Origin of the sequence: Lacrimispora sp., from assembly GCF_036758025.1 — a bacterium.
Classification (GTDB): domain Bacteria; phylum Bacillota; class Clostridia; order Lachnospirales; family Lachnospiraceae; genus Lacrimispora.
On the sequence record NZ_DAIOXM010000007.1, the window covers coordinates 73,825 to 97,824 of the forward strand.

General features: G+C 40.5%; 21 protein-coding genes. 20 read left to right on the forward strand and 1 reads right to left on the reverse strand.

The genetic code is table 11. The features are described from left to right. Positions 1 to 9 precede the first annotated feature (9 nt). The 16 genes from V7M78_RS08180 (at position 10) to V7M78_RS08255 (ending at position 16,238) form a co-directional block, all read left to right on the forward strand. On the forward strand, positions 10 to 819 hold the full coding sequence (locus V7M78_RS08180; RefSeq protein ID WP_333648287.1) for a putative hydro-lyase: 810 nt from the start codon (positions 10 to 12) through the stop codon (positions 817 to 819). A gap of 10 nt (positions 820 to 829) precedes the next feature. Then, the gene (locus tag V7M78_RS08185) at positions 830 to 1,585 is read left to right on the forward strand and encodes a LamB/YcsF family protein (RefSeq protein ID WP_333648289.1); all 756 of its coding nucleotides are present in this window, start codon (positions 830 to 832) and stop codon (positions 1,583 to 1,585) included. Positions 1,586 to 1,883: 298 nt separating this feature from the next. After that, positions 1,884 to 3,548, forward strand: a complete 1,665-nt coding sequence (gene leuA / locus V7M78_RS08190; RefSeq protein WP_333648291.1) for a 2-isopropylmalate synthase — start codon at positions 1,884 to 1,886, stop codon at positions 3,546 to 3,548. 135 nt (positions 3,549 to 3,683) lie between these two features. Next, complete coding sequence (gene hisB, locus V7M78_RS08195) at positions 3,684 to 4,274, forward strand: imidazoleglycerol-phosphate dehydratase HisB (RefSeq protein ID WP_333648293.1); 591 nt, start codon at positions 3,684 to 3,686, stop codon at positions 4,272 to 4,274. A gap of 140 nt (positions 4,275 to 4,414) precedes the next feature. Further along, positions 4,415 to 5,293, forward strand: coding sequence for a VOC family protein (locus V7M78_RS08200; protein ID WP_333648295.1), 879 nt, complete (start codon positions 4,415 to 4,417; stop codon positions 5,291 to 5,293). A 50-nt stretch (positions 5,294 to 5,343) separates the two neighbouring features. Beyond that, on the forward strand, positions 5,344 to 5,886 hold the full coding sequence (locus V7M78_RS08205; protein WP_333648297.1) for a DUF4256 domain-containing protein: 543 nt from the start codon (positions 5,344 to 5,346) through the stop codon (positions 5,884 to 5,886). An 89-nt stretch (positions 5,887 to 5,975) separates the two neighbouring features. After that, positions 5,976 to 6,515 carry a DUF1697 domain-containing protein gene (locus tag V7M78_RS08210; RefSeq protein ID WP_333648299.1) on the forward strand — a complete coding sequence of 180 codons (540 nt, stop codon included), beginning with the start codon at positions 5,976 to 5,978 and terminating at the stop codon, positions 6,513 to 6,515. Positions 6,516 to 6,681: 166 nt separating this feature from the next. Further along, positions 6,682 to 8,823 carry a DUF2339 domain-containing protein gene (locus V7M78_RS08215; protein ID WP_333648301.1) on the forward strand — a complete coding sequence of 714 codons (2,142 nt, stop codon included), beginning with the start codon at positions 6,682 to 6,684 and terminating at the stop codon, positions 8,821 to 8,823. 209 nt (positions 8,824 to 9,032) lie between these two features. Beyond that, the gene (locus tag V7M78_RS08220; protein WP_333648303.1) at positions 9,033 to 9,761 is read left to right on the forward strand and encodes a MurR/RpiR family transcriptional regulator; all 729 of its coding nucleotides are present in this window, start codon (positions 9,033 to 9,035) and stop codon (positions 9,759 to 9,761) included. A 165-nt stretch (positions 9,762 to 9,926) separates the two neighbouring features. Then, the gene (locus V7M78_RS08225; RefSeq protein WP_333648305.1) at positions 9,927 to 11,522 is read left to right on the forward strand and encodes a PTS transporter subunit EIIC; all 1,596 of its coding nucleotides are present in this window, start codon (positions 9,927 to 9,929) and stop codon (positions 11,520 to 11,522) included. 23 nt (positions 11,523 to 11,545) lie between these two features. Then, complete coding sequence (locus V7M78_RS08230; protein ID WP_333648307.1) at positions 11,546 to 12,877, forward strand: 6-phospho-alpha-glucosidase; 1,332 nt, start codon at positions 11,546 to 11,548, stop codon at positions 12,875 to 12,877. A gap of 269 nt (positions 12,878 to 13,146) precedes the next feature. Beyond that, a complete protein-coding gene (locus V7M78_RS08235; protein WP_333648309.1) occupies positions 13,147 to 14,550 on the forward strand; it encodes a DEAD/DEAH box helicase in 1,404 nt (467 codons plus the stop codon). 54 nt (positions 14,551 to 14,604) lie between these two features. Then, positions 14,605 to 15,129: a DUF1456 family protein gene (locus tag V7M78_RS08240; RefSeq protein WP_333648311.1), complete on the forward strand. Its 525-nt coding sequence runs from the start codon at positions 14,605 to 14,607 to the stop codon at positions 15,127 to 15,129. 10 nt (positions 15,130 to 15,139) lie between these two features. Beyond that, the gene (locus tag V7M78_RS08245) at positions 15,140 to 15,346 is read left to right on the forward strand and encodes a hypothetical protein (RefSeq protein ID WP_333648313.1); all 207 of its coding nucleotides are present in this window, start codon (positions 15,140 to 15,142) and stop codon (positions 15,344 to 15,346) included. Next, positions 15,343 to 15,714, forward strand: coding sequence for an MmcQ/YjbR family DNA-binding protein (locus V7M78_RS08250; protein WP_333648315.1), 372 nt, complete (start codon positions 15,343 to 15,345; stop codon positions 15,712 to 15,714). Before V7M78_RS08245 ends, V7M78_RS08250 begins: the two co-directional genes overlap by 4 nt. Positions 15,715 to 15,716: 2 nt before the next feature. Further along, entirely contained in the window at positions 15,717 to 16,238 is a 522-nt protein-coding gene (locus V7M78_RS08255; protein WP_333648317.1) for a nitroreductase family protein, read from the forward strand. Positions 16,239 to 16,325: 87 nt separating this feature from the next. Here V7M78_RS08255 and V7M78_RS08260 read toward each other — a convergent pair whose 3' ends face one another. Next, positions 16,326 to 18,437 (reverse strand): sigma factor, encoded by a 2,112-nt coding sequence (locus V7M78_RS08260; protein WP_333648319.1) that lies wholly within the window; start codon positions 18,435 to 18,437, stop codon positions 16,326 to 16,328. A 579-nt stretch (positions 18,438 to 19,016) separates the two neighbouring features. On the opposite strand from V7M78_RS08260, the gene V7M78_RS08265 reads away from it, so the two are divergent. The 4 genes from V7M78_RS08265 (at position 19,017) to V7M78_RS08280 (ending at position 23,652) form a co-directional block, all read left to right on the forward strand. Continuing rightward, the gene (locus V7M78_RS08265) at positions 19,017 to 19,235 is read left to right on the forward strand and encodes a hypothetical protein (protein WP_333648321.1); all 219 of its coding nucleotides are present in this window, start codon (positions 19,017 to 19,019) and stop codon (positions 19,233 to 19,235) included. After that, on the forward strand, positions 19,228 to 19,575 hold the full coding sequence (locus V7M78_RS08270; RefSeq protein WP_333648323.1) for a hypothetical protein: 348 nt from the start codon (positions 19,228 to 19,230) through the stop codon (positions 19,573 to 19,575). Before V7M78_RS08265 ends, V7M78_RS08270 begins: the two co-directional genes overlap by 8 nt. Before the next feature lie 34 nt (positions 19,576 to 19,609). Further along, the gene (locus tag V7M78_RS08275; RefSeq protein WP_333648325.1) at positions 19,610 to 22,570 is read left to right on the forward strand and encodes a hypothetical protein; all 2,961 of its coding nucleotides are present in this window, start codon (positions 19,610 to 19,612) and stop codon (positions 22,568 to 22,570) included. Positions 22,571 to 22,782: 212 nt separating this feature from the next. Further along, positions 22,783 to 23,652 carry a peptidoglycan recognition protein family protein gene (locus tag V7M78_RS08280; RefSeq protein ID WP_333648327.1) on the forward strand — a complete coding sequence of 290 codons (870 nt, stop codon included), beginning with the start codon at positions 22,783 to 22,785 and terminating at the stop codon, positions 23,650 to 23,652. Positions 23,653 to 24,000 lie beyond the last annotated feature (348 nt).

Sequence of the window (24,000 nt, forward strand, 5' to 3'; positions counted from 1 at the left end):
GGAACGAATATGGGACTTGAATATATGGATAAAGAACCAAAGGAAGTCCGCCGTCTGATCAGGGAAGGCGTGATCCAGAGCCCTACCACCGGAATGTGCGGCGGCTATGCCCAGGGAAATCTGGTGATTCTTCCTGAGGAGCTGGCCTGGGATTTTCTTTTGTTCTGTCAGAGGAATCCCAAGGCCTGCCCTCTTCTGGAGGTGTCGGATGCAGGAAGCAGGAGCTTTCCTCTGACAGCAAGGGGAAGCGATATCACAAAGGACATCCCCAGATACCGGGTGTATGAATACGGGGTTTGTACCGGTGAATACACCCATGTATCAGACTTATTTGAGGAATACGAAAAAACAAGGGGAAAGCTGGTAAGTTTTCTCATTGGATGCAGCTTTTCTTTTGAAACAGCACTTTTGGAAGCGGGAATCCCTGTGAGGCAGATTGAGGAAGGGGTCAATGTTCCCATGTTTCATACCAATATTCCATGTACACCGGCAGGGGTGTTTTCAGGAAATATGGTAGTGAGCATGAGGCCAATCCCCCACCGCCAGGTTTCGGAGGCGGTTGCTATTACCGCTTCCATGCCAAGGGTTCACGGGGCTCCTGTTCACATCGGTTATCCGGAAGTCCTTGGAATAAAAGAGATCAGCAAACCGGATTTTGGAGATCCGGTGACCATATATGACGGAGAAGTGCCTGTTTTCTGGCCCTGTGGGGTAACGCCCCAGGCAGCAGTGATGAACAGCAAGCCGCCCTTTGTGATCACCCATTCTCCGGGGTACATGTTTATTACGGACTTAAAAAATGCGGAATTAAAAAATTAGAGGTGAGAATATGCCGGTCATTGATTTAAACTGTGATTTAGGGGAAAGTTTTGGTGCGTATAAAATGGGTTTGGATGAAGATGTGCTGCCTTATGTCACATCAGCTAATATTGCCTGCGGCTTCCACGGGGGTGATCCTACGGTCATGGAACAGACCGTGGCTTTGTGTAAAAAATATGGCGTGAGGGCAGGGGCTCATCCGGGGTTTCCTGATCTGGCAGGGTTTGGAAGGAGAAATATGAGCCTTTCACCCGCAGAGGTAAAGGCCGGTACCATATATCAGATTGGTGCTTTAAGCGCCTTTTGCAAAGGGGCCGGAATCAGGCTCTGGCATGTAAAGCCTCATGGTGCTTTATACAATATGGCTGCAAAGGATTATGAACTGGCAAAGGCCATATGTCAGGCAATAAAGGAAGTGGATGACAGCCTGGTTCTTCTGGCTCTCAGCAACAGCGAGATGCTTCGGGCGGCGAAGGATACGGGGCTGTCTGCTGCAAGTGAAGTATTTGCCGACAGGGCTTATGAAAGAGATGGAAGCCTGGTTTCCAGAAGCCGGAAGGGTTCCATGATTGAAGATGAGACATTGGCGGTAAACCGGGTGATCCGAATGGCGAAAGAAGGCGTAGTGGAAGCCATTGACAAAAGTGTGGTTTCCATTGAGGCGGACTCTGTATGCGTTCATGGAGATGGAGTGAAGGCCCTGGAATTTGTAAAAAAGATAAGAAAAGGTCTTTTGGAAGCGGGGATTGAAGTGAAGGGCTTTTAAATAGGCTGAAATATATACTGAAAGAAAAGTTATTTTCTGGTTGTAAGTCATTTTTTTTCGTGCTATAATAACTTAACATTTTACCGAGGCCCCATTTTTTGGCTTAGGTATGTGATTTTAACGAAAAGGAATGATGATAGATGGGGTTAGACCTATAAAAACCACGTTGTTCATTGTCTGGAAATACAGCGTGATTTATCGACTCCAAAGCCTGTGACGGTTTTTAGAAGGAAATTAAAAAGGCTGATCGCAGTGAGCCGGATTTACAGACGACTTATATGATGGAGGAGATAAGATTATGTTGAATTATCAGAGATATAAAAGAGTGCCGGTGATGAATTACCCGGAAAGACAATGGCCAAGTAAAGAAATTGAGAAAGCGCCTGTTTGGTGCAGCGTTGATTTGAGAGATGGAAACCAGGCATTGGTAGAGCCTATGGTAGTGGAGGAAAAGGTGGAGATGTTCAACCTTTTGCTGAAGCTGGGCTTTAAGGAGATTGAGGTTGGTTTTCCGGCGGCTTCCCAGATTGAGTTTGATTTCTTAAGGCAGCTTGTAGAAAGAAAGCTGATTCCTGATGATGTTGTGATTCAGGTTCTGGTTCAGTGCCGGGAGCATTTGATCAAAAGGACTTTTGAGGCTCTTCAGGGAGTTAAGAAGGCCATTGTACACATTTACAATTCCACTTCTACTTTGCAGAGAGATGTTGTTTTCAACAAGAACATGGATGAGATCAAGGAGATCGCTGTCCAGGGTGCAGAGTGGGTGAAGCAGTATATGCAGGGCTTTGACGGAGAAGTGATTTTGGAGTATTCTCCCGAGAGCTTTACAGGAACAGAGTTGGAATATGCCCTTGAAGTCAGTACAGCAGTACAGGAAGCATGGGGCGCTACAGCGGATAAGAAGATCATTATTAATCTTCCTTCTACTGTTGAGATGACAACACCCAATGTTTATGCAGACCAGATCGAATGGATGCACACTCATTTCAAGAACAGAGAGAGCATTATTTTAAGCATCCATCCTCATAATGACAGAGGAACCGGCGTTGCAGCCGCAGAACAGGCATTGCTGGCCGGAGCCGACAGAGTGGAAGGCACACTCTTTGGAAACGGAGAACGTACCGGTAACGTAGACATAATGGTTCTGGCTTATAATATGTTTTCTCAGGGTATCAATCCGGAACTGAACATCGAGAATGTGCGGGAGGTCGTAGACGTTTACGAGCGCTGCACTAAGATGGAAGTGGGGCCAAGACATCCTTATGCAGGAAAACTGGTTTTCACCGCATTCTCCGGTTCTCACCAGGATGCCATCAACAAGGGCGTTCAGGCTATGAACGAGAGAAAGAACGAATTCTGGGAGGTTCCTTATCTTCCTATCGACCCGGCAGATATCGGCAGGCAGTATGAGCCGGTTGTACGGATTAACAGCCAGTCCGGCAAGGGCGGTGTCGCTTTTGTTATGGATACCTTCTACGGCTTCAAGCTTCCAAAGGGCATGCACAAGGAATTTGCTGATGTAATTCAGGCCATTTCCGAAAAGCAGGGAGAGGTTGCTCCGGAGCAGATCATGCAGGAATTCAAGGACAATTACACAGAAAAGAAAGAGCCTATCCACTTCCGCAAATCGCAGATTACGGAAGCAGAAGACGATACAGAGTTCTCAACAGCAGTCAGGGTACGCTATACCGAGCACGGCGTAGAGAAGATCTTTGAAGGTGTCGGAAACGGACCTATTGATGCGGTGCAGAAGGGACTGGAGAAAGAACTTGGTATTGAGATCCGTGTTCTGGATTACAACGAGCACGCACTCACTTCCGGTTCAGGAGCTCAGGCGGCTTCTTATATCCACCTGCTGGATGTAAAAACAGGCCGTACCACTTATGGCGTGGGTATCAGCTCCAACATTACCAGAGCGTCTATCAGAGGTATTTTCAGCGCAGTAAACCGTTTATTCTATTAATATACAAATTACAGGGCCAGCCTTTTATGAAAGGGCTGGCCTTATTTTTATCGTTGCCTGGAGTTCAATAATATGGTATGCTTGGTAACAAGAAACGGCTGTGCAAACCATCGGGAGGATGAGGAGGAAACAAAAATGGAGCCAAGAATTGCGCATATAAAAAGGACAACAAAGGAGACGGACATTGCTCTGACTCTCAACTTAGATGGGACAGGCATTTGCAGTTCCAATACAGGAATCGGATTTTTTGACCATATGATCGATGGCTTGGCCCGTCACGGACTGTTTGACATTGATTTGGTCTGCAAGGGAGATCTGCATGTGGACTCTCATCATACCATAGAGGACGTGGGCATTGTCCTTGGAACGGCAGTCAGGAAGGCACTTGGAGAAAAGAAGGGAATTAAACGCTATGGAAACTTTTTTCTTCCAATGGATGAGACGCTGATGCTGTGCGCCATTGATTTGTCCGGAAGGCCGTATTTTGAATGGGATGTCACGTTTACTGTGCCCAAGATCGGAGATGTGGACACGGAGATGATCCGGGACTTCTTCTATGCAGTTTCTTATTCCGCGGAAATGAATCTTCATTTAAAGCAGATGAGCGGATTTAACAATCACCATATTGCAGAAGGCAGCTTTAAGGCATTTGCCAAGGCTCTGGATATGGCTACTATGTATGAATCCAGGATTGACGGAGTGTGGTCCACCAAAGGGGTTCTGTAATAAGATAATGAAAAAAGGCAGCCGTTGATTTAAAGTTTTTGATCAGCGGCTGTTGTGTAATTATCCTTCACTTTATGCAGGCAATTGCAATAGCAGAAAAATTTATGGTTACAATAATAAAAAATCAGGAGGTTGACAGGATGCAGAAAATAATTCCCCATTTATGGTATGACAAAGAAGCATTGGAGGCGGCAACGTGGTATACAGTGCTTTTTGAGGATTCCAAAATCATTCAAACCAGCATTATTTCCGATACCCCGTCAGGCGATGCTCAGACGGTTGACTTTCAGCTTGCAGGCATGAAGTTTTGTGCTATCAGCGCCGGACCTTATTTTTCCCTTAACCCATCCATTTCCCTTATGGTGGCCTGCGCCAGCCCGGAGGAGGTTGACCGGCTCCATTCCAGCTTGTCTGAAGGAGGGATAGAGCTTATGCCTTTGGGAGAGTATCCCTTCAGCAAGCGGTATGCCTGGGTTCAGGACAAGTACGGTCTTAGCTGGCAGCTTATGCTGGTTGACTCTGACAAAGAACAGCAGCGGATCAGGATGAGCCTGCTGTTTGGGGGAGAGGCGTGTGGAAAAGCGGAAGAGGCCCTGGATTACTATGCTTCGGTTTTTGAAGGGGCTGAGAAAGGGTATGTGAATTATTACCAGAAGGGAGAGGTTCCGGAGGAAAGGGCAGTCATAAATTACAGTGAACTGAATGTGGAGGGAAATCAGGTGGTTATTATGGATCACGGAATGGGCGGAGATTTTACGTTTAATGAAGCCTTTTCTTTGATGGTTTCCTGTAAAGATCAGGAGGAGATTGATTATTTCTGGGAGAAACTTTCCTTTGTTTCTGAGTCAGAGCAATGCGGCTGGGTGAAAGACCAGTTTGGTTTGTCATGGCAGATCGTGCCTGAATGTATGGATGAGATTATGGAGGGAACAACGGAAGACGGAAGAAAGCGGGTTATGGATGCGCTTTTAAAGATGAAGAAGCTGGATATAGCTGCCCTTGAGAAGGCGGGGAAGTGAGGCAGAAAATAGAAGCCTTTTAGTTTAAGCCAAAGCAAAGGAGGAGATTTATGTCAAACTCAGAATTGCTCAATATATTGGAAAACCGTTTTCATACACATATGGACCGCCATAAAGGGTTGGAATGGGAGAGCGTGAGGAAACGGCTGGAGTCTGATGGGGAAAAGCTGCGTTCCATTGGTGAGATGGAAAGAACCGGCGGAGAACCGGATGTGGTGGGACAGGATGGAGAAACCGGAGAATATATTTTTTATGATTGCTCTGCAGAAACTCCCCAGGGACGCAGAAATACCTGCTATGATCCTGCGGGACAGGAACAGAGGGAGAAAAAGGGAGTGCATCCCGAAGGAAATGCTGTCGGCATGGCAGCTTCCATGGGAATTGAGATTCTGACAGAGGAACAATACCGGGAATTGCAGAAGCTTGGGGAATTTGATATCAAGACTTCTACCTGGGTGAAGACCCCTTCTGATATCAGAAAGCTGGGAGGCGCCCTTTTTATGGACCGCCGTTATGGGCATGTTTTTGTATATCATAACAGTGCCCCCTCTTTTTACAGTTCCAGAGGATTCCGGGGAGCGTTGAGAGTGTGAATTTTGGGATTTTTGCAGTGAAAAGGCAGCCATTATGACAGGGCTGCCTATTTACATCAATTGGAGCGTATAAAGAAAGGCGGCTGCCGGTGGAAAAGTATATTGTTTTGCTGCGTGGAATCAACGTGGGAGGAAAGAATAAGGTATCCATGGCTCAATTAAAGAAGTACTTTGAGGAAAATGGATTTCAGAATGTAATCACATATATAAACAGCGGAAATATTATTTTTTCCAGTGATAACACCGATGAGGAAAAGCTGAAAAAGGAATGTGAAGCCTTAATTTTGAATAAGTTTCAATTAAACATTCCGGCTGCAATCATATCTGAGGCCGACTTACTGGATGCCATTGACCATGCTCCGGCCTGGTGGGGAGAGGATGAGGGGGCAAAGCATAATGCAATTTTCGTAATACCGCCTGTAACTGCAGATGAGGTGTTTCAAGAGGTGGGAGAAACCAGGCCGGAATATGAATCAGTTGATCATTATGGCAGGGTTATTTTCTGGTCAGCACCTGTTAAGACTTTTTCAAGAACCCGGTGGTCGAAGATTGTAGGTTCTTCTGTATATGACAGCGTTACCATCAGAAATGCCAATACGGTGAGAAAGATATTACAGCTTACTCAGTAATGCATGGCTGGCAAAGAAGAGGGTGAAGCTGATGGGAGAAGCAGAAATTGTGCAAAGGTGTGTAAACAATCAAAAATGTTGTAATTAAAACCTATCGGTGGTAAAATATGGTTATCAGTAAGTCCCGACTACCCCATTCAGCCCAATGGAGAACAGGAGGTGTAAAATGAAATCATCAGAAAAGAGAATCGCCGAACTGGAACAAAGAGTAGCCCATTTGGAAAGCCTTGTAAAGGGCTTTGAAACCAGCTTTGAAACCAGATTTGAAACAGAAAGGCCGAAATCAATACACGATCCGATACAAAACACGGTGCAGAACCAGGTGCAAAAGCCGGTAATACCAGGAAATCCTGCAGCAGCGGTAAAGGTAAATAAGGAAGAAAAACGCCAGCCCATTATTCAGAAAAACCAACCCAAAGACAGGGAAGCGCTGGTTGGAAAGTACATTATAGGAGCTTTGGCAACTGTGCTTATTTTTGTAGCAGCCATTTCCTTTATCGGTCTGGTGTGGAACCGGATGACGCCGGAAATCAAGCTGTCTATTATAGCATTAGCAGGTACAGCGCTGTCTTCTTTAGGTTTTTGGCTTATAAGGACGAAAAAGAACCCTATCACTTCCATAATCCTTGGAACAGGAGCCGGTTTGCTGTTTATTGCGATTTTATCAGCTAATCTGGCATTTCATTTAATTGGAAATAATATGTCCATACTTTTGGCCGGGATATGGGCAGTGCTTTTTATGATATCTTCCCGGTACACAAATTTGTTTTTTACAACAATTATCGCCTATATAGGCAGCTATATCACCTTGATGCTGGGCCTGGTGCTTATGCAGGGGGATACGGAGTTGCTTCTGCTGTTTGTGTTTGTCTCCTGTATTTCAGGGGTCATGATTTATACAGCGCTGAATAAAGGAAAAACAGAACTGATAACAGCTTTGATTTTATCAATGGTGAGTTACACAGCCATATTGCTTCGCTGCTATGCGGACGGATTTTTTGGATCAGGATATCTGCTCAACGGTTATGCAGTGCAGATTGCCTTGATTTTTATTATCTATGTTCTTATGAACCTGCTTTATAAAGTGATCAATAATACAAAGGCAGTTCCCGTTTACCTGATCGTCAGCGCAGTTACTACACTACTTACTGTTTTATTCATCGGTTATTTAAATTCCGCTTATCTGGACTTAAGAACAATAACTTGTTACATGCTGTTTTTTACAATACACTTCATTCAGTTTATACTAAACCAGGTATATTATAAGAGAATGGAACGGGCACTGACCAGATATTATACGGTCATCCTGGTTTTTACTTCTTTGTTTATTAACATAGAGTTATATGAAGTTCCGACAGGAATTATTTTAATTGGATTACTGCTGATTGCAAGTGAGAAGATTTGGAAAGGGGAGAGCAAGCTCTTTTTAATCGGAGCCATCAGCTTATTGGATTCCATTTTTCTGCTCAGCAATTACTCGGATTCTTTGATTTCCTCTGTTTACGGCCTTATACAGCTTGGAGTTATGGGATATGTACTGTGGAAATGTGTGGATTCCAAGCAATATGCCCGGATCAATGGTTTGAAAATAATGGGCATGATAGTCGTACTGGCCAACAGCTTTGGCATTCCCTCTAATCTTATCAACAGGTTGAATTTGCCAGGAACCAGTATGTACACTGACAATGTAACCGGCTATTTCATCGCTGTTATTGCCACCATTGTTTTATTGAGATATGGTTATTTTAAGAACTGGAAAAATGAACAGTTTCGTTTCTTTGGAAAAAATGACGGGCTGGAAGAAGACAAAGGAATGCAGGTGCTCAGTTATGTTGTTTCAACCGTTTTATATCTTTACGGCCTTCTGGAAATGGGAGATGCGGACAGAGTATACTTGAAATTGATGGCCGCGCTGGCAGTGATTGCAATTGCACTTGTACAGAGCAAATTACTTCTTTCCGGCAGCGGGCGGAACAGTCTGTTAACAGGAATCTGGATCGTCTTTAAATATCTGATGCTGACATGGACGGTGCTCTGGTCCTTCTTTGATTTGAACATCACTTCTGCGTCATACAGCATCATAGGACTGATGGTAGCCATAGGAAGCATATCAGCAGGATTTAAGCTGAGAAACAGAAGTATAAGGCTGTATGGACTCGTGCTGACAATCATTATGGTGGCTAAATTTATTGTTGTGGATTTAAACGGAGAAAATTCCATTACCAGAGTTCTTGCGCTGATAGCAGGAGGAGGAATGTGCTTTTTGATCAGCTTGATTTATAATAAATTGAGCGAGAATTATTCATAATAATTTGATGTTTCTTATAGTTCTAAGGGCTTGAAAACATTATTAAAAAATTGACATGTATTTATATTTGGTGTAATATGATAATATCGATGGGCAATTATGCCAATCCGGCCCAACAGTGTAAACTGTTGAAAGAAAATGTAAGAGAAGCTCTGCGAAAGCAGGGCTTTTCCTGCCTTAAAGACAGATTGGATGAAATGGGGGATATCATGAAATTTGATGTTTATAAACTGGCTGATAAGTACAAGCTGACGAATACGGAAACCCAGATATTGAAATATATTTTAGAAAATAATCAGCAGGTACTTCACATGGCTGTACGTGAAGTTGCCAACATTAATTTTGTATCTGCTGCAACCATAATCAAGTTATCAAAAAAGATGGGATATACCGGATATACGGATATGATTTACCGCCTTAATTTCATGATGACAAGCCGCCGGAAAAATAAAGAAAGAATGTCAGATATCACAAGTTTTATCAATGATATACCAGTGGAAATTTTAAGAGATTTTATGGAGCATCTGAAGATGCACAAGAATCACATTATTCTGGTGTCGGCCACAGGCTTTTCTTCTCCTCTGGCGGAATATATGGAGCGTAAGCTTTTGGTGACAGGTTTTCGGATTATCAGGACAAATGCTTACGCAGTATATGATAAGAACTGCCTTGATGCCTCATTGGTCATTGTGGTTTCAAAGAGCGGTGAAACAGATACCATCGTGAAACTTGTAGACTATGCAAATGAAAATCATATGGCTGTTCTTTCATTTACGGGAGAGCAGAGCAATTATATTGGACGCAGGTCTACAGTAAATATTCCGATTTTGGATGATAAGACACTGGATGACCGGAACCTGCAGTCAAATTATTTTTATGCGAGGGTAATTGTGGTATTTGAATATTTGATGAGTCAGGTATTGGAAGAGCTGGATTAGTCCGGCTCTTTTTTATTTGAAGTAAGAGCGGTGAATATGTTTACTATATGGTTAACATGTTGTGAATACGGTTGGAAATGTTTTGATCTATGTGCAAGTGTGATAAGATTGCTATTGCAAGATATTTACCGGTAAGCAAAAACAAACATGTATGGAGGAATCGAGATGAAGGATAAGGCAGTAAAAGGCATGCAAAGCTTTTCCAAGGCCATGATCGGACCAGTATTATTTTTACCAGTGATAGGTATGATGATTGCCCTGACCGCGATTATGACCAATACCGCACTTGTTTCTGAAGGAGGGGCGGTATGGACCCTTGGAAAGTTTTTTAACAGTATGCTGAATTCCGTTATGGGTAATTTAAGCATCCTATTCTGTGTAGGAATTGCCAACGGTATGGCGAAAAAGAAAAAAGCAGACGCATCATTCGTGGCTTTGATGTCATATATCATGTTTTTGGGAGCTAACAGCAGATGGCTGGAGCTGTCCGGGAAGATGGTGGAAGGAGCAACAGCTGGTGCGTTGTACGGCACTGGACAGACCATTCAGTTAGGGTTTCATGTGACGGATATGGGTGTGTTTCTGGGTATGATCATTGGTGTTTTGGTGGCTTTGGTTCACAACAAACATTGTGATACTGAATTTGAGGGAGGATTTGCCCCTTATGGAAACAGCAAGCTGGTTTACATGGTCATGATTCCTGTTATTGCAGTATTAAGCATCGGTGTGACTTATGTGTGGCCGGGAGTTGCAAACGGGATTTCTGCATTGACCGGTTTTATGAGTTCTGCCGGAGCAGCAGGTGTGTTTGTATACGGATTCCTGAATCGGTTCCTGATTCCTACAGGTCTCCATCATTTAATCTGGTCTCCCTTCCTTTATTCAGCTGTCGGCGGACAGGCAGCGATCAGCGGAGAAAATATAGTCGGTGCAAAACCTATTTTCCTGGCTCTCTTAAGCGATCCTGCAGCCGGAATGATGCCAGATACCTGCCGTTTCCTTACTTATGGACTAATGAAGACATTTGGTATCATCGGTGTGGCATTGGCTTTCTATGTAACTGCCAAGAAAGTGAAAAGGGCAAACTTAAAAGCCCAGATGATTCCATCAACGTTGACTGCAGTCATTGCCGGAATTACAGAACCTTTAGAATTTACCTTTATTTTTGCAGCACCTTTGCTGTGGCTAGTATATTCCGTTCTGGATGGTTTTTTTCAGATGGTGGTTTATTTAATTGGTGTCCGTGTCTGTGCAACCAACGGTATTCTGGATTTCCTCGTACTGAATCTCCCTGCGGGACCCGGCAGAACCTTATGGCCTTTGTATGTGCTGGTTGGCCTTGTGGAAATCCTTGTGGTCTTCGTAGTGTTTAAGTTTATGATTGAAAAGTTGGATTTAAAGACTCCAGGACGTGAGGAGGATGACACAGAAGCGGTTTTGGACTTAAATGCCAATGTGGCAGCGGTTAAAAAACAATTAAAGGCAGGCCAGTCCGGTTCCGGAGAAACCCATGAGGATAAGCTGAAGCAAGGTATGGTTATCGTAGAAGCATTGGGCGGAAAAGAAAATATTTTAAGTCTGGAAAACTGTTTTTCCAGGTTAAGAGTGGAAGTGGGAGATATCTCAAAGATTGATGAAGCTGCTTTAAAGAGTACGGGAGCAGCAGGCATTATGAAGAAAGGCAATAACGTTCAGGTTGTATATGGACTCAGCGTTTCTAAAATGAGAACCTTAGTGGATGATGCACTGGAAAAGATGTAATGATATAAAAAGGAGAAAAAACTATGAAAAAGGCATTTAAATTAGTCATTGTAGGCGGCGGCAGCACGTATACGCCGGGAATTGTAAAAAGCCTGCTGGATCAGAGGGATCAGTTTAAACTTTCTGAATTAAGGCTTTATGACAACTTTAAAGAACGTCAGGATAAGGTAGGTGTTCTGGTAAAAAAGGTTATTGAAATGTTTGACCCGGAAGTGAAGCTGGTTCTTACCACTGATCCCCAGGAAGCTTTTGCAGATGCAGACTTTATTTTCGCCCAGATGCGGGTGGGATTATACCATATGAGAGAGCTTGATGAGAAGATCCCCTTAAAATATGATGTAGTAGGACAGGAAACATGCGGACCAGGCGGTCTTGCATATGGGTTGAGAACCATCTACCCTATGGTGGAAGTAATTGATTATTGTGAAAAATATGCAAGTAAGGAATACTGGATTGTGAACTATTCCAACCCGGCAGCCATTGTTGCAAAAGCGACGTATAAGCTTCGTCCCAATGCCAGAATCTTAAATATCTGCGATATGCCGGTAGCAATTATGAGAAATATGGCAAATATTCTGGATTGTGACAGAAAAGACATCGTGCCGGATTATTTTGGACTCAATCATTTTGGCTGGTTTACAAAAATCCGTGTCGGAGAAGAGGACCGTACGGAAGAACTGAAGGCTTATGTGAGGGAGCATGGCTATATGCCTCCAGATGAGAGAAGCGAAGTGCGCCACAATGATGCCTCCTGGAAACATACCTTTGACAATGCAAAGAATTTGATGAAAATGTTCCCGGATTATCTTCCAAATACCTATATGCAGTATTATCTTCTGGGAGATGAGGTTGTAAAGCATTCAGATAAGAACTATACAAGAGCCAATGAGGTTATGGATGGAAGAGAAAAACGGATTTTCCAGGCGGCGGAACAGTATGAGGCCACCGGAGAAATTGATATGACTCCGTTTTTTACCGGTGTACATGGCGAGTTTATTGTGGAAGTGGCTATGAGCCTGGCTTTTAATTTAAGGAAACGCCATCTGGTTATGGTCATGAACAACGGGGCTGTAAAAAATCTGCCGGACGATGCTATGGTGGAGATTCCCTGCTATATTACCAGCGAGGGACCGGAAGCCACCAGAGTGGGAGAGATTCCTGCATTTTATAAGGGAATGATTGAACAGCAGGAGGCCTGCGAAAAGCTGATTGTAGAGGCGGCAATAGAGGAAAGCTATGACAAGGCTTTGGCTGCATTTGCGTTAAATAAGACCATACCATCAGCAATCACAGCGAAGAAGATTTTAGATGAAATGATAGAGGCCAACAAAGATTACTGGCCGGAATTAAAATAAGACAAATAAAATTGCCAGGTTTTCCCAGGCTTTGGTTTTTAAAAAGTGAACACATAGTGCGCCGCAGTGTATTGAATTTCAATATTTCTGCGGCGTTTTATATTGGTTCCAGGCTTGCAAAGGGATGGAAAAACGGGTAGAATTATGATAGCAACCATTCAGATCCCAATAAAGGGAAGAGAGGGGAAGCTGAAGTTACCAAATTAAGTGAAAGGTATAAAATGAATAATACAGATTTTCATGATTTTATAATCAGTGAGGAAATTCAAATGGCATTGGAGGGCCTGGGATATGATATACCCACCCAGGTCCAGGCCAGTGTCATTCCGTCAGCATTAGAAAAAAATGACCTTATTGTCAAAGCCCAGACCGGAAGCGGAAAAACAGGGGCATATGCCATTCCCATATGTGAATCAGTGGAGTGGCTTGAAAATAAACCTCAGGCCCTCATTCTGACTCCAACAAGGGAGCTGGCTGTTCAGGTAAAAGAGGATTTTACCAATATAGGAAGATTTAAAAGAATAAAGGCAGCAGCAATTTATGGAAGACACCCGTTTTCCATAGAAAAAACAGAGCTGAAACAGAAAACACACGTAGTTGTCGGTACTCCGGGGCGTGTTATGGATCACATCAGGAAAGGTACATTTCCCCTGAGTAAGATCGACTGCCTGGTAATTGACGAGGCGGACCGGATGCTGGATATGGGGTTCATTGAACAGGTCCGGGAAATCATTGCAGAACTGCCTGCAGAACGGATGACAATGCTGTTTTCAGCCACCATGCCTGAAGAGATTGAAAGAATATCAGCAGACTATATGAGAAGCCCGGTCCGTATCAATGTCAGCGAATCCGGTATTATGACGGCTGATACGGAGCATTCTCTTTATATCATCGATGAAAAAGATAAATTCAATCTGCTTACTGATGTTACGATCATGGAAAATCCGGATAGCTGTTTTATCTTTTGCAGTACAAAGGACCGGGTGGATATGGTATGTGATGGTCTGGCTGGCCTGGGATATCCCTGCAATAAAATTCATGGAGGAATGGAACAGAAGCAGAGGTTATCTGCTATGAATGGGTTTAAAAGGGGAAAGTACCGGTATCTGGTTGCCACAGACGTAGCGGCAAGAGGCATTGATGTGGAAGATATTTCTCTGGTTATTAATTACGATATTCCTCTGGAGGGAGAAACCTATGTCCATCGCACAGGAAGGACAGGGCGTGCGGGGCAGAAAGGGAAAGCTGTCTCATTTGTGGCTCCGACCCAAAACAGGTACCTCCAGGATATTGAAGAACTGATCGGATTTAAAATTCAGGAATCAGTAAAGCCTGACAGAGAGGAAGTATCCGCTCATAAGCCATCCTTTGATGAAAAATTAAACAGGGCTTCCCGGATTAAAAAAACGAAAAGTGATGAATTAAATAAAGGGATCATGAAACTGCGTTTTAACGGCGGAAAGAAAAAGAAGCTGAGGGCAGCCAATTTTGTGGGAGTGCTGTCCAATATTGAGGGCATGGAAGCGGAGGATATCGGAATTATAGCCATTCAGGATACGCTCACCTATGTGGAAATATTAAACGGCAAAGGCCCTCTGGTTCTGGAGGCCATGAAAAATACTAAGATCAATGGCAAGCAGCTAAAGGTGATAAGGGCAGCGGATAAACATTGATAAAACAGGATTATTGTAATAAAATATTTAAAAATACATTTAAGAAGAGGTCATATGGAGAACAACGATATATTAATAAGATTGAGGTATGCTTTGGATATTAAAGATGCAGATATGATAACAATATTTAAAATGGGAGGGGTCACAGTAACCAGGGAAGAACTGCAAAAAATGCTGATAAAGTCCAAGGACAATGGGATCATTGATTCGGCCCAGGAGAAGTCCGGTGATGACAATATCAACCAATGTGATCTTCACACTCTGGAATCTTTTCTGAATGGTTTTATTATTTTTAAAAGAGGAAAACAAGAATCAAAGCCAGGTGAATCTGAGAAGCAGGCCTTTATAATAAAAGACAGTAAGACTGTAAATAATGTTTTTATGAAAAAGATAAAGATTGCACTATCTCTTACCAGTGAAGATATGCTTGACATTTTTAAAGCGGGAGAGGCCCATCTATCAAATGGAGAATTAAGTGCATTATTGCGAAGGGAAGGACAACGCAATTACAGGGTGTGCGGAGACAAATATGTGAAATGTTTTTTAAAGGGACTGGCAGCCAGATATAGAGAAAGGTAAAAATCAGCCTATGGAAAAAGAAGAAAAACTGAAGGCTTACGAAAAGATGCAATCAGCCATTCAGACCGAATATGACAATGCGGTAAAAAAGATGGAACAACTGAAGGCAGAGGATAAAACAAAATCAGCCACCTATCGACAGTTGATGGGAAAGAAGCTGCTGTATAAGGACATGCTGGCAATATATGAAATATACGGATTGCAGGTGAAAGCGTGAAAACCAGAAAAGAGGCAATTGCATTTTGCAGTAAATTTGAGGGTGTGACAGAGGACTACCCTTTTCACGACCCAAACTGGACCTTAATGCGTCATAAAAAGAATTCAAAAGCCTTTGCCTGTATTTACCAGCGCCAAGACCATATCTGGATCAATGTAAAATGCAGCACAGAATGGCGTGATTTCTGGAGAAATGCGTTTCAGTCGGTAGTTCCCGCTTATCACATGAACAAAGAACACTGGAATTCCATAATTCTGGATGGCACAGTTCCGGAAGTGGATGTGAAACGCATGATCCAGGAAAGCTACGATCTCACAAGGCCAAAGGAAAAGAAGAAAGTTGTAAGGAATCAGGAAAGGATGGGATAAGAATGGATTTACTTGAAATCATGAGAAAGCGCCGCAGCATCAGGCGGTACACCGGAGAAAAGATTCCTGAGGAAAAGCTGGAAACGATTTTACAGGCCGGGCTTTTGTCAGCTTCCGGACGTGCCATACGTCCATGGGAATTTATCGTTGTCCAGGATAAGGATACTCTCCAATATCTGTCAGAATCCAGGATAGGAGCCGCAAAAATGCTCCAGGGTGCAGACTGCGCCATCGTTGTCATCGGTGATTCGGAAAAAACAGATGTCTGGATTGAAGACTGCTCCATCGCCATGGCCCAGATGCATTTGATGGCGGACAGCCTGGGAGTGGGGAGCTGCTGGATTCAGGGAAGGCTGCGGGAAGCAGAAGGGAAAACAACGGAGGAGTACGTGAGGGAGAAACTGGAGTTTCCTGAAAGCTTCCGGCTGGAGGCAATTCTTTCTTTAGGTATTCCTGAGGCGGAGGCGAAGGCACATGAGCTTGGAGAACTGCTGACTGAAAAAATTCATAGGGAAAAATTTTAGGAATCAGGGGAGGAATGGAAGAGGCCATTTTCTCCCCTGTAAACATCCTTCTGATTTAGTTTTAAAGGCTGCTGAATTTAAAAGGTTTTATACCCTGACATATTCTTCCAGATCCTGTTTCATATATAAATAATTCTCTACTTGATTTATTTTAAACACACGGTTTCTCTCAAAGAAATCCGGAAACCATTTCTCCAATCCAATGATGTCGTTTTGATATGTATATGCAATTAATGCAATTAAAGAATTGCGATTGGGCCTTTCCAGAAGTTTACTATTATTATCAACTTCCAGTGATAAAACCTCTAAGTCTTCCTCATAATCTTTGATGTCATCATCTGTAACATTAGGATTTACGTTTTGTTTCACAAAATCTAAAATAGACATCACCATTTCCTGTATTGGTTTGGCTGATAATTCTGATATAGCAACTTCCACAGCTTTCGTTTCTTCATTGATGTTTAAAAATTCGATCATTAATTTCTCAAGATGTTCAATCTTACTGATAACCACATTTTTATCTTTGGTAGACTTGTCACTTAACTGATCAAATGTGACACCGTTAATTTCTTTTTTATGTAAAGACTGAGAAAGCTCAGCCATAAATTCAATAAATTTTTTATCTTCCAATCCGGTGCGGATAAATCTTGCAAACAATCCAAAGTAGACGAATGAGTCTTTGGAATTAAACATTTCCGAAACATCTTCTGTAACAACAGCTTCCATGCGTTCAACCAGATCTGTAAAGTTATCAAAATTATCTTCTGTTGAATGTTCTTTCATGTAGAAACACATTTCTTCCTGTTGTTTTTTCCAATCTTTCAAGAAGTTAATAGCCATTATGCTTTCCACCACAACCCTATTTACTGTACCGTTTTTAAATTCTGCCATCTTATATCCACCACGATCTGTAAAAAATGGCATTGCTGCAATTTCTTTGACCATAGCCGCATATTTTGTGCCAATTTCCCCCATACCCTTTTCAGAACCATTTAAAGGTTTTCCTTCATTATATCTGCATATATGATATTCAATATCCTCGTCTGAACAATTCAAATATTGAGTACACTGAAACGTATAATCACAAAACCGTTCCTGTAATTCATTTGGTAAGTCAGAAAACTTTTTTCCTCTTATATCAAACGTCTTTTGCTCAATTTGAGGTAATCCATTACTTGATAGAATAACATTACCATCTTTATCTTTCACCAACGACTGATATTTTATATTCCATCTTCTTATATTTTTACACACTTTAAATTGACCGTTATAAAAACCATGTACATTTGTACATTTCTGTTTGCCATCAAGATTCCAAGTGATAACAATACCATCTATAATCTGTTCGGCAAAAACAAGATTTGGTAATGGATTGTTTTGTAAAATATCTGATATTAAATTCCCCTTCATTTTAGAACTCCATCTACCCGATTCGCGCTGAGTCGGATGATCAAATCTAAAGGTATATCCTTCAATTTTCTTAATAAGTGATGATATTGAATACTGCCTTTCTTTACTTCTTTCTAATGTCTGTGTTTGCATTGGCCCCTTCTCCTCAATTTGAATATCTTTTCTTTGTTTTAGCACAATAGATTTTTCAAAACACCCCATATCTTTGATATAAGCGATATATCGTTTCTCTGCTAATTTTAACTTTTCTCTTATTTCAAAAGACTGATATCCGTCCATAATCAATTTAGCAATTTCTTTTTGTTTCGGTGATAATTTCTTTAAATATCTTCCGATTTTGTCATCAGTTGAAAAACCCAATTCATCTGACAGCTCGTCTTCAATATTGAAGTCAGATGCAACCTTCTCACAAAAATCAATCCCGTCCTCGTTAGGTGCATCGATGGATATGTTTGGAATAACGATCACATCATTGTTTTCATCTCTCTGTATTTTTCCATTCCTATTCCTTTGCAGATTGCATCTTCTAAGTCTGGTATGATCTCTTGTCCAGTCATAGAATCTCCTCTTAATATTTCCAGTAAGAAATGTGTTAAACGAGCAATCCTTGGTGCTGTCATATCGTTCAACGCTATTCATAAGAGTATCCAGGGCTACGCTATATAAATCATCATGCTCCATTTGTGGAACATCTTTTCTTTGTATGATGGGATTGCAAATTTGCTTAAGTTTTATCATGTCATCAGCAGCATACTCTTCTAATAATTGCTGTCTTTGTTCATCGTTCATTATAACCTTTCCTATTAAAAAACAGTCAGTGAGTTATCTATGTATTCCCTGAAAATAATTTCCGTCTGGCTTTCTGCTATGCCTATTACTGTCATCTCTTTTTAGCATAAGCTTGACTGAGATGAAGTTATGTAATTTAAATATTGTCGAAAATTGCAGTCTGTTTAGGAGAGGTACGCCAATACTGTTGATTCCTAAATACCAGATCTATTTCAGATTATAACACAAACGTGTGTTCGAGTCAATTGCATTTATCGAACAAATGTTCGAACATTGTATTATGTCTTTAAAGCTATTTGCTTCGAGCTAATTTAAGTTAATATATCCCACATATTCAACAATTCTATTCCAATATCTAAACAAGGAAAATCAAGATATCTTAAAAGTATCCGAAAAAACCCACCTATAAACCAAGATTTAAAGAAATATAGAAAAAAACGGCATAGGTAAAATTTATACAGTTATCTTTTTTCCAAACAGAGAATTATTACATGTACCAAATCAACCGGATGCTTATCAGAAAGACAGATAAAGATAGAGAAAGTAAAAACAGAATATGAAAGGAGAATTACAGCTTACATGGCAGAAACAACTACATGCTCAAAATATAATACATATGGAGGCATAATCAATGTCGATAGCTTTAATACAGAACACCGCGGATTTTCAACCTTGCATGATATTACAGGACGGATTTTATCAGATATGAAATTTGACAGTCAGTGTATAAGGAATAGCGAAGAGCGAGATAGGCGAAAAAATATAAATATGATGAAGGAGAAAGATCAAAATGCTTAGATACAAAGTTTTATCAAATAATGTGGTAGAGGTGGATTTAGAAAATGGATACAAAGTAGTGGCAATGGCAAATTGGAATAATGAGAAGAAAAGATACTTTACTACTCTACTGCTTCATGAAAATACAGTTGACAAATGGGATATGCTTGAAACGGCTGCCAACGTAGAAACAAATTATTCTGATATGAAAACGATCAAGCGTGATTTGGCCCAGTACGTTGCAGAGTTACACAAGGAAGGATTTTTTGAGAAATACATAGACAGATATGAATACGAACTGAAATGTTTTGAACGCGGACACGACTTATATAAAGAGGAAAGGTTATCTGCTAATGGCTAATAGGAAGATATAATATAATGCTTGGAGGAAATGAATGAATAATATAAATAAAGATGCTCGTTTAAAATACTCTACATATGGTAACGGAAAAGCTATCATTGAAATTTTAAACATTGGTTTTGAACCACTGCTCACTGAAGATGAATATAAAATTTATAAAACAATAGGTGAGTTAAAATATCAAATTGAATCTTGTAACATATCGATATCTTTCATTAAATCAAAAATAATGTACTGTAATATCGAAGATAGTTATTACTCATGGTTAAAAGGACATCTTGAACAACAGGAACAAAAAGTGAATACTTTAAAGGAAACTAAAAAGAATAAAGGTGATGAATTTCATAAAAAGTTAGAAACAAACAAAACAATTATCAGGAATATATATGACGATAGAGAGTTCACTAATGAAGATCAATTTAGAAATATTGCAATTTCCGAGAGTGATTTAACAAGATGCTTTAACTGCAAAGATATGGAACATAGTGATGACATTGTCAGCGTTGTAACTTATTATACGGATATATTTGAATCAATTATGTATCATGGATTTAATTACAAAAGTAAACATTTTGTTTTCTTTACTGCCGGTGCAGGTCAAACCAGATGTAAAAAGAGTACATTTGTTTCAGAGGATATGTTAGATAAGAACTTTAAACGGTTATTTTGTGGATTGAGTAAGGAATCTATTAATAATCAAGGTGGTATGAATACAAATAAATACCTTGCTTATACAAGCTTATGTCAGACCAATAGTGAGATATGGACTGATTTCAATATAGATAAGGCAATCGTAGTTGAGGACATTGAATATAAGATTCCTAACCAGGAAGTTAGATATATATATACGGAAAGCCCGGAAGACAAAACAGAAGTTTTAAATCTGCAAGAGTTATTAAAAAGCAACTCAGACGCTTTAAAAGAGATTAAAACAAAAAAAGAATCATACCCAAAAGGATACCGCCGTCCCAAGAATGAAGTGGCTCATGAAAAAGAATTAAAAGATGAAAGAATTGAATTGATTGACCGTATTGATAGGATCAAGTCAAAATATCATAAAATCACTATACAAAATATGGACGTTACAATCCCATTTACAGACGGATTTGGAATCTCCTTAAAGAAGATGCAGACATCAATGATACGGCTTCCTTTTATCAAAGGACTTATAGCCTATTGTCCTAAGAGAGCATTTCAAGACTGGTGCGGTGAAAATGGATATGCAGTAAATAAGATTATTGATATTTACGGAAAATCTCATTCTATTGCAAATGTTGACTATATCTTTACAAGATCTCAATTTAAAATGTGGAAGTATTATAATAATATCACTGATGAAGCCGGCAACCTTGTAAAAACGGGCTGGGAAGTTTACAAGGATAATTTCAAAAAGTATTACTGTGATGCTTGCAGGTGTAATGTTGAGCGGGGGGTAAAATTAAATGGCAAAACAAATTACCAAGTGCTTCAAACTCTGACAACGGAGATGTCAAATAAAGATATTTTCGATTTAGCACAATATAATATCACAAATTTAAATGGTATTGGGAAAGATGTAAATTCCATGCTAAGTATACTTGGGGCAGACGAAACTAAAAATGATAATATGAATTGGCTTCAAAAATCTCTGCTTGTCTATCCTGAGATGTTAAAGGACTTCCATGTAAAAACCCTTCTGAAAAACACAAAAGACAGTATGATCAAAAAACTTAGAAGTGGTAAGTTTGATATCAATGGGGCATATACATATGTAATCCCTGATCCACTGGCTTGTTTGCAGTGGTGGTTTACCGATATGGATAAAGAGAAAATTGAAGATTTTGGGTTTGTGAAAGAAGGGAGTGTTTCCTGTAATTTGTTTCGGAATGAAGAAGAAGTTGATTGTCTTCGCTCTCCCCATTTAGATCATGCACACTGTATTAGAAAAAACCAGGTAAGTGACACTATAAAAAAATGGACAAAGTCAAATGGTATATATATTGGAATGAAAGATACAATGAGCAAACTCCTTATGTATGATAATGATGGAGATAAACTATTGGTGCATAACAATAAGGTTATTATAAAATGTGCTAAGATGTTTCAAAAAAAATACGGAATGATTCCCAACTATTACGAAATGCCAAAGGCCAGCCCCACTGTTTTGGACAACGCTTCTCTTTTTAACGGAATTGTTATGGCATATCACCATGGCAACATTGGTACACCAAGCAATGAAATCACTAAGGTATGGATGACTTTAAATCCCAATAGTACAGAGGAAGAGGTGTTGCAGGCTATTGATGTTATTGCTTTAAGATGTGTAGATGTGAATTTTACCATAGATTACGCCAAAACTTTATATAAACCGGATATTCCCCCAAATATCAAAAGTAATTATAGAAAATACAGCGGAAAAAAAGTCCCCCATTTTTTCATTTATGCTAAAAATAAAAACAAATGTCAGGTCGAGGATATTGGTAAATGCAATATAGATAGAATCTATGATATTGCAAAAACCAATCGTATTGTTTTTAAAGATTTGCTTGGAAAATATTCATATAAAGTTCTGATGAAAAATCCTGATATAAACGTATGCAGTGAATTAGCAGATAAAATTATACAGCTTTATCGAGATGTGGATACCATTAATATAAGGAAGTTATCCCATATGGATTTTTCAGTCCTTGGAAAAGACGATAAAAACCGGGCACTCTTACAAATTGAATTGGATTCAGGTAAACAGCGTAAAATGTTTGAGAGTATCATTGGGGAGCCCGCTGCTGTTATAGTAGATGTTTTAATAAGAGAGTTACAAAATGAAGTCAATAAGGATACTCTCTGGAGACTATTTGGTGATGTAATTTATTCTAATATCGAAGCTAATGTAAACGGAACTAAAATATGTGCGAAGTGTAAGGATAGATTTTTAGTAACGAATAACAGAGCAAAGTATTGCGAAAACTGCTATCGGGAAGTCAACCGTACCAATGCATTAACCAGATATTATGCATAAAATAATCCTTAAAAAAAATTCAAGAGTAAGTGAAACACGAAAAATCCCGCTAAAATCAAAGCTTTTAGAGCATCGAGCATATAAAACTCTTTCTGAGATAATGACATAAAGGGGAAGGGTGAAACCAATGGCAGCACTGCTATTTCCAGTGGTGTTGTCATTGGTTCAAATCCCACTTCCGCAATTACCGTAGGAAAAGAGGCAGGGGATAAATGAAAATTAATCAAAATACAAATTTTTGGACACATAATACATCTGTCCGCCCAGGTAAAATAGGATACATAGTTATACATTACGTTGGTGCCACTGGAGATGCCAAAGCAAATATAAACTATTACAATCAGCGGACTGTTACAAATGCATCGGCTGATTTTTTTGTAGGGTTTTCCGGAGACATTTGGCAGTATAATCCCAATCCAATGACAAGGTATTGCTGGGCTGTTGGCGGTACGAAACAATCCACTGGCGGCGGCTCATTATACGGAATTGCCCAAAATGCGAATTGTGTAAATATTGAAATATGTGTACGAAATAAGGGTTCCCGGACATCGGACTCCAAAGATTGGTACTTTGAAGATGCCACCATAAATTCAGCCATTGAACTTACAAAGTATCTAATGAATTTATATGGAAATTCCGTTGACCGGGTCATACGTCACTATGATGTGACAGGGAAGATATGTCCGAATCCATATGTCTATAACCACACAAAGCACACATGGGATATGTTTAAAGAGGCTTTGGCGACAGCTCCGGAGAAGAAATCCGGCTGGCACCAGGAAGATGGCGGCTGGAGATTTTACAACGGAGATACAGGTCTCCCGATCCGGAACAACTGGCTTAATGATAACGGGAAGTGGTATTGGTTTCATGAAGCCGGCCTTATGGTCAGAAATACCTGGTATCAATATAATGGTAATTGGCATTATCTCGGCCCTGACGGCGCTATGTTAAAAGGCACTTTAATTGCTGAATCTAATAAGATTTACTGTCTGGACAGCGATGGAAAAATGGTTGCAGAGCCGGTGACACTGATACCTGATGATGACGGGGCGTTGAAATATGGGGGACTTGTGAAATAATAGTAGAATCAGATTGGGAATATGTCAGCTGCCATGTGTAATAGTAGTGCACATACGAAAGACTTGGCAGAAACAATACGGAGACATACAGTAACGCAGACGAGCAGGGTTAGGCGTTAATCAATAATAATAAGAATCTTGGCCAAGATTCAAAGTTGAAAGGTTCATTTTTCTATTGGTACGGAAAATGAGTGAATAAACGACCTATAAATTCACTCCTTCCAGCTTCAAATTTATTCCACCATAAACACCTTAAAAAGACTGAAGTTACAGCCGGCAACACATTTTGCGCAAACAAGGAGTATTATGGTGGGTGATTGATTTATACTTGTTCTGAGTTTAACATAG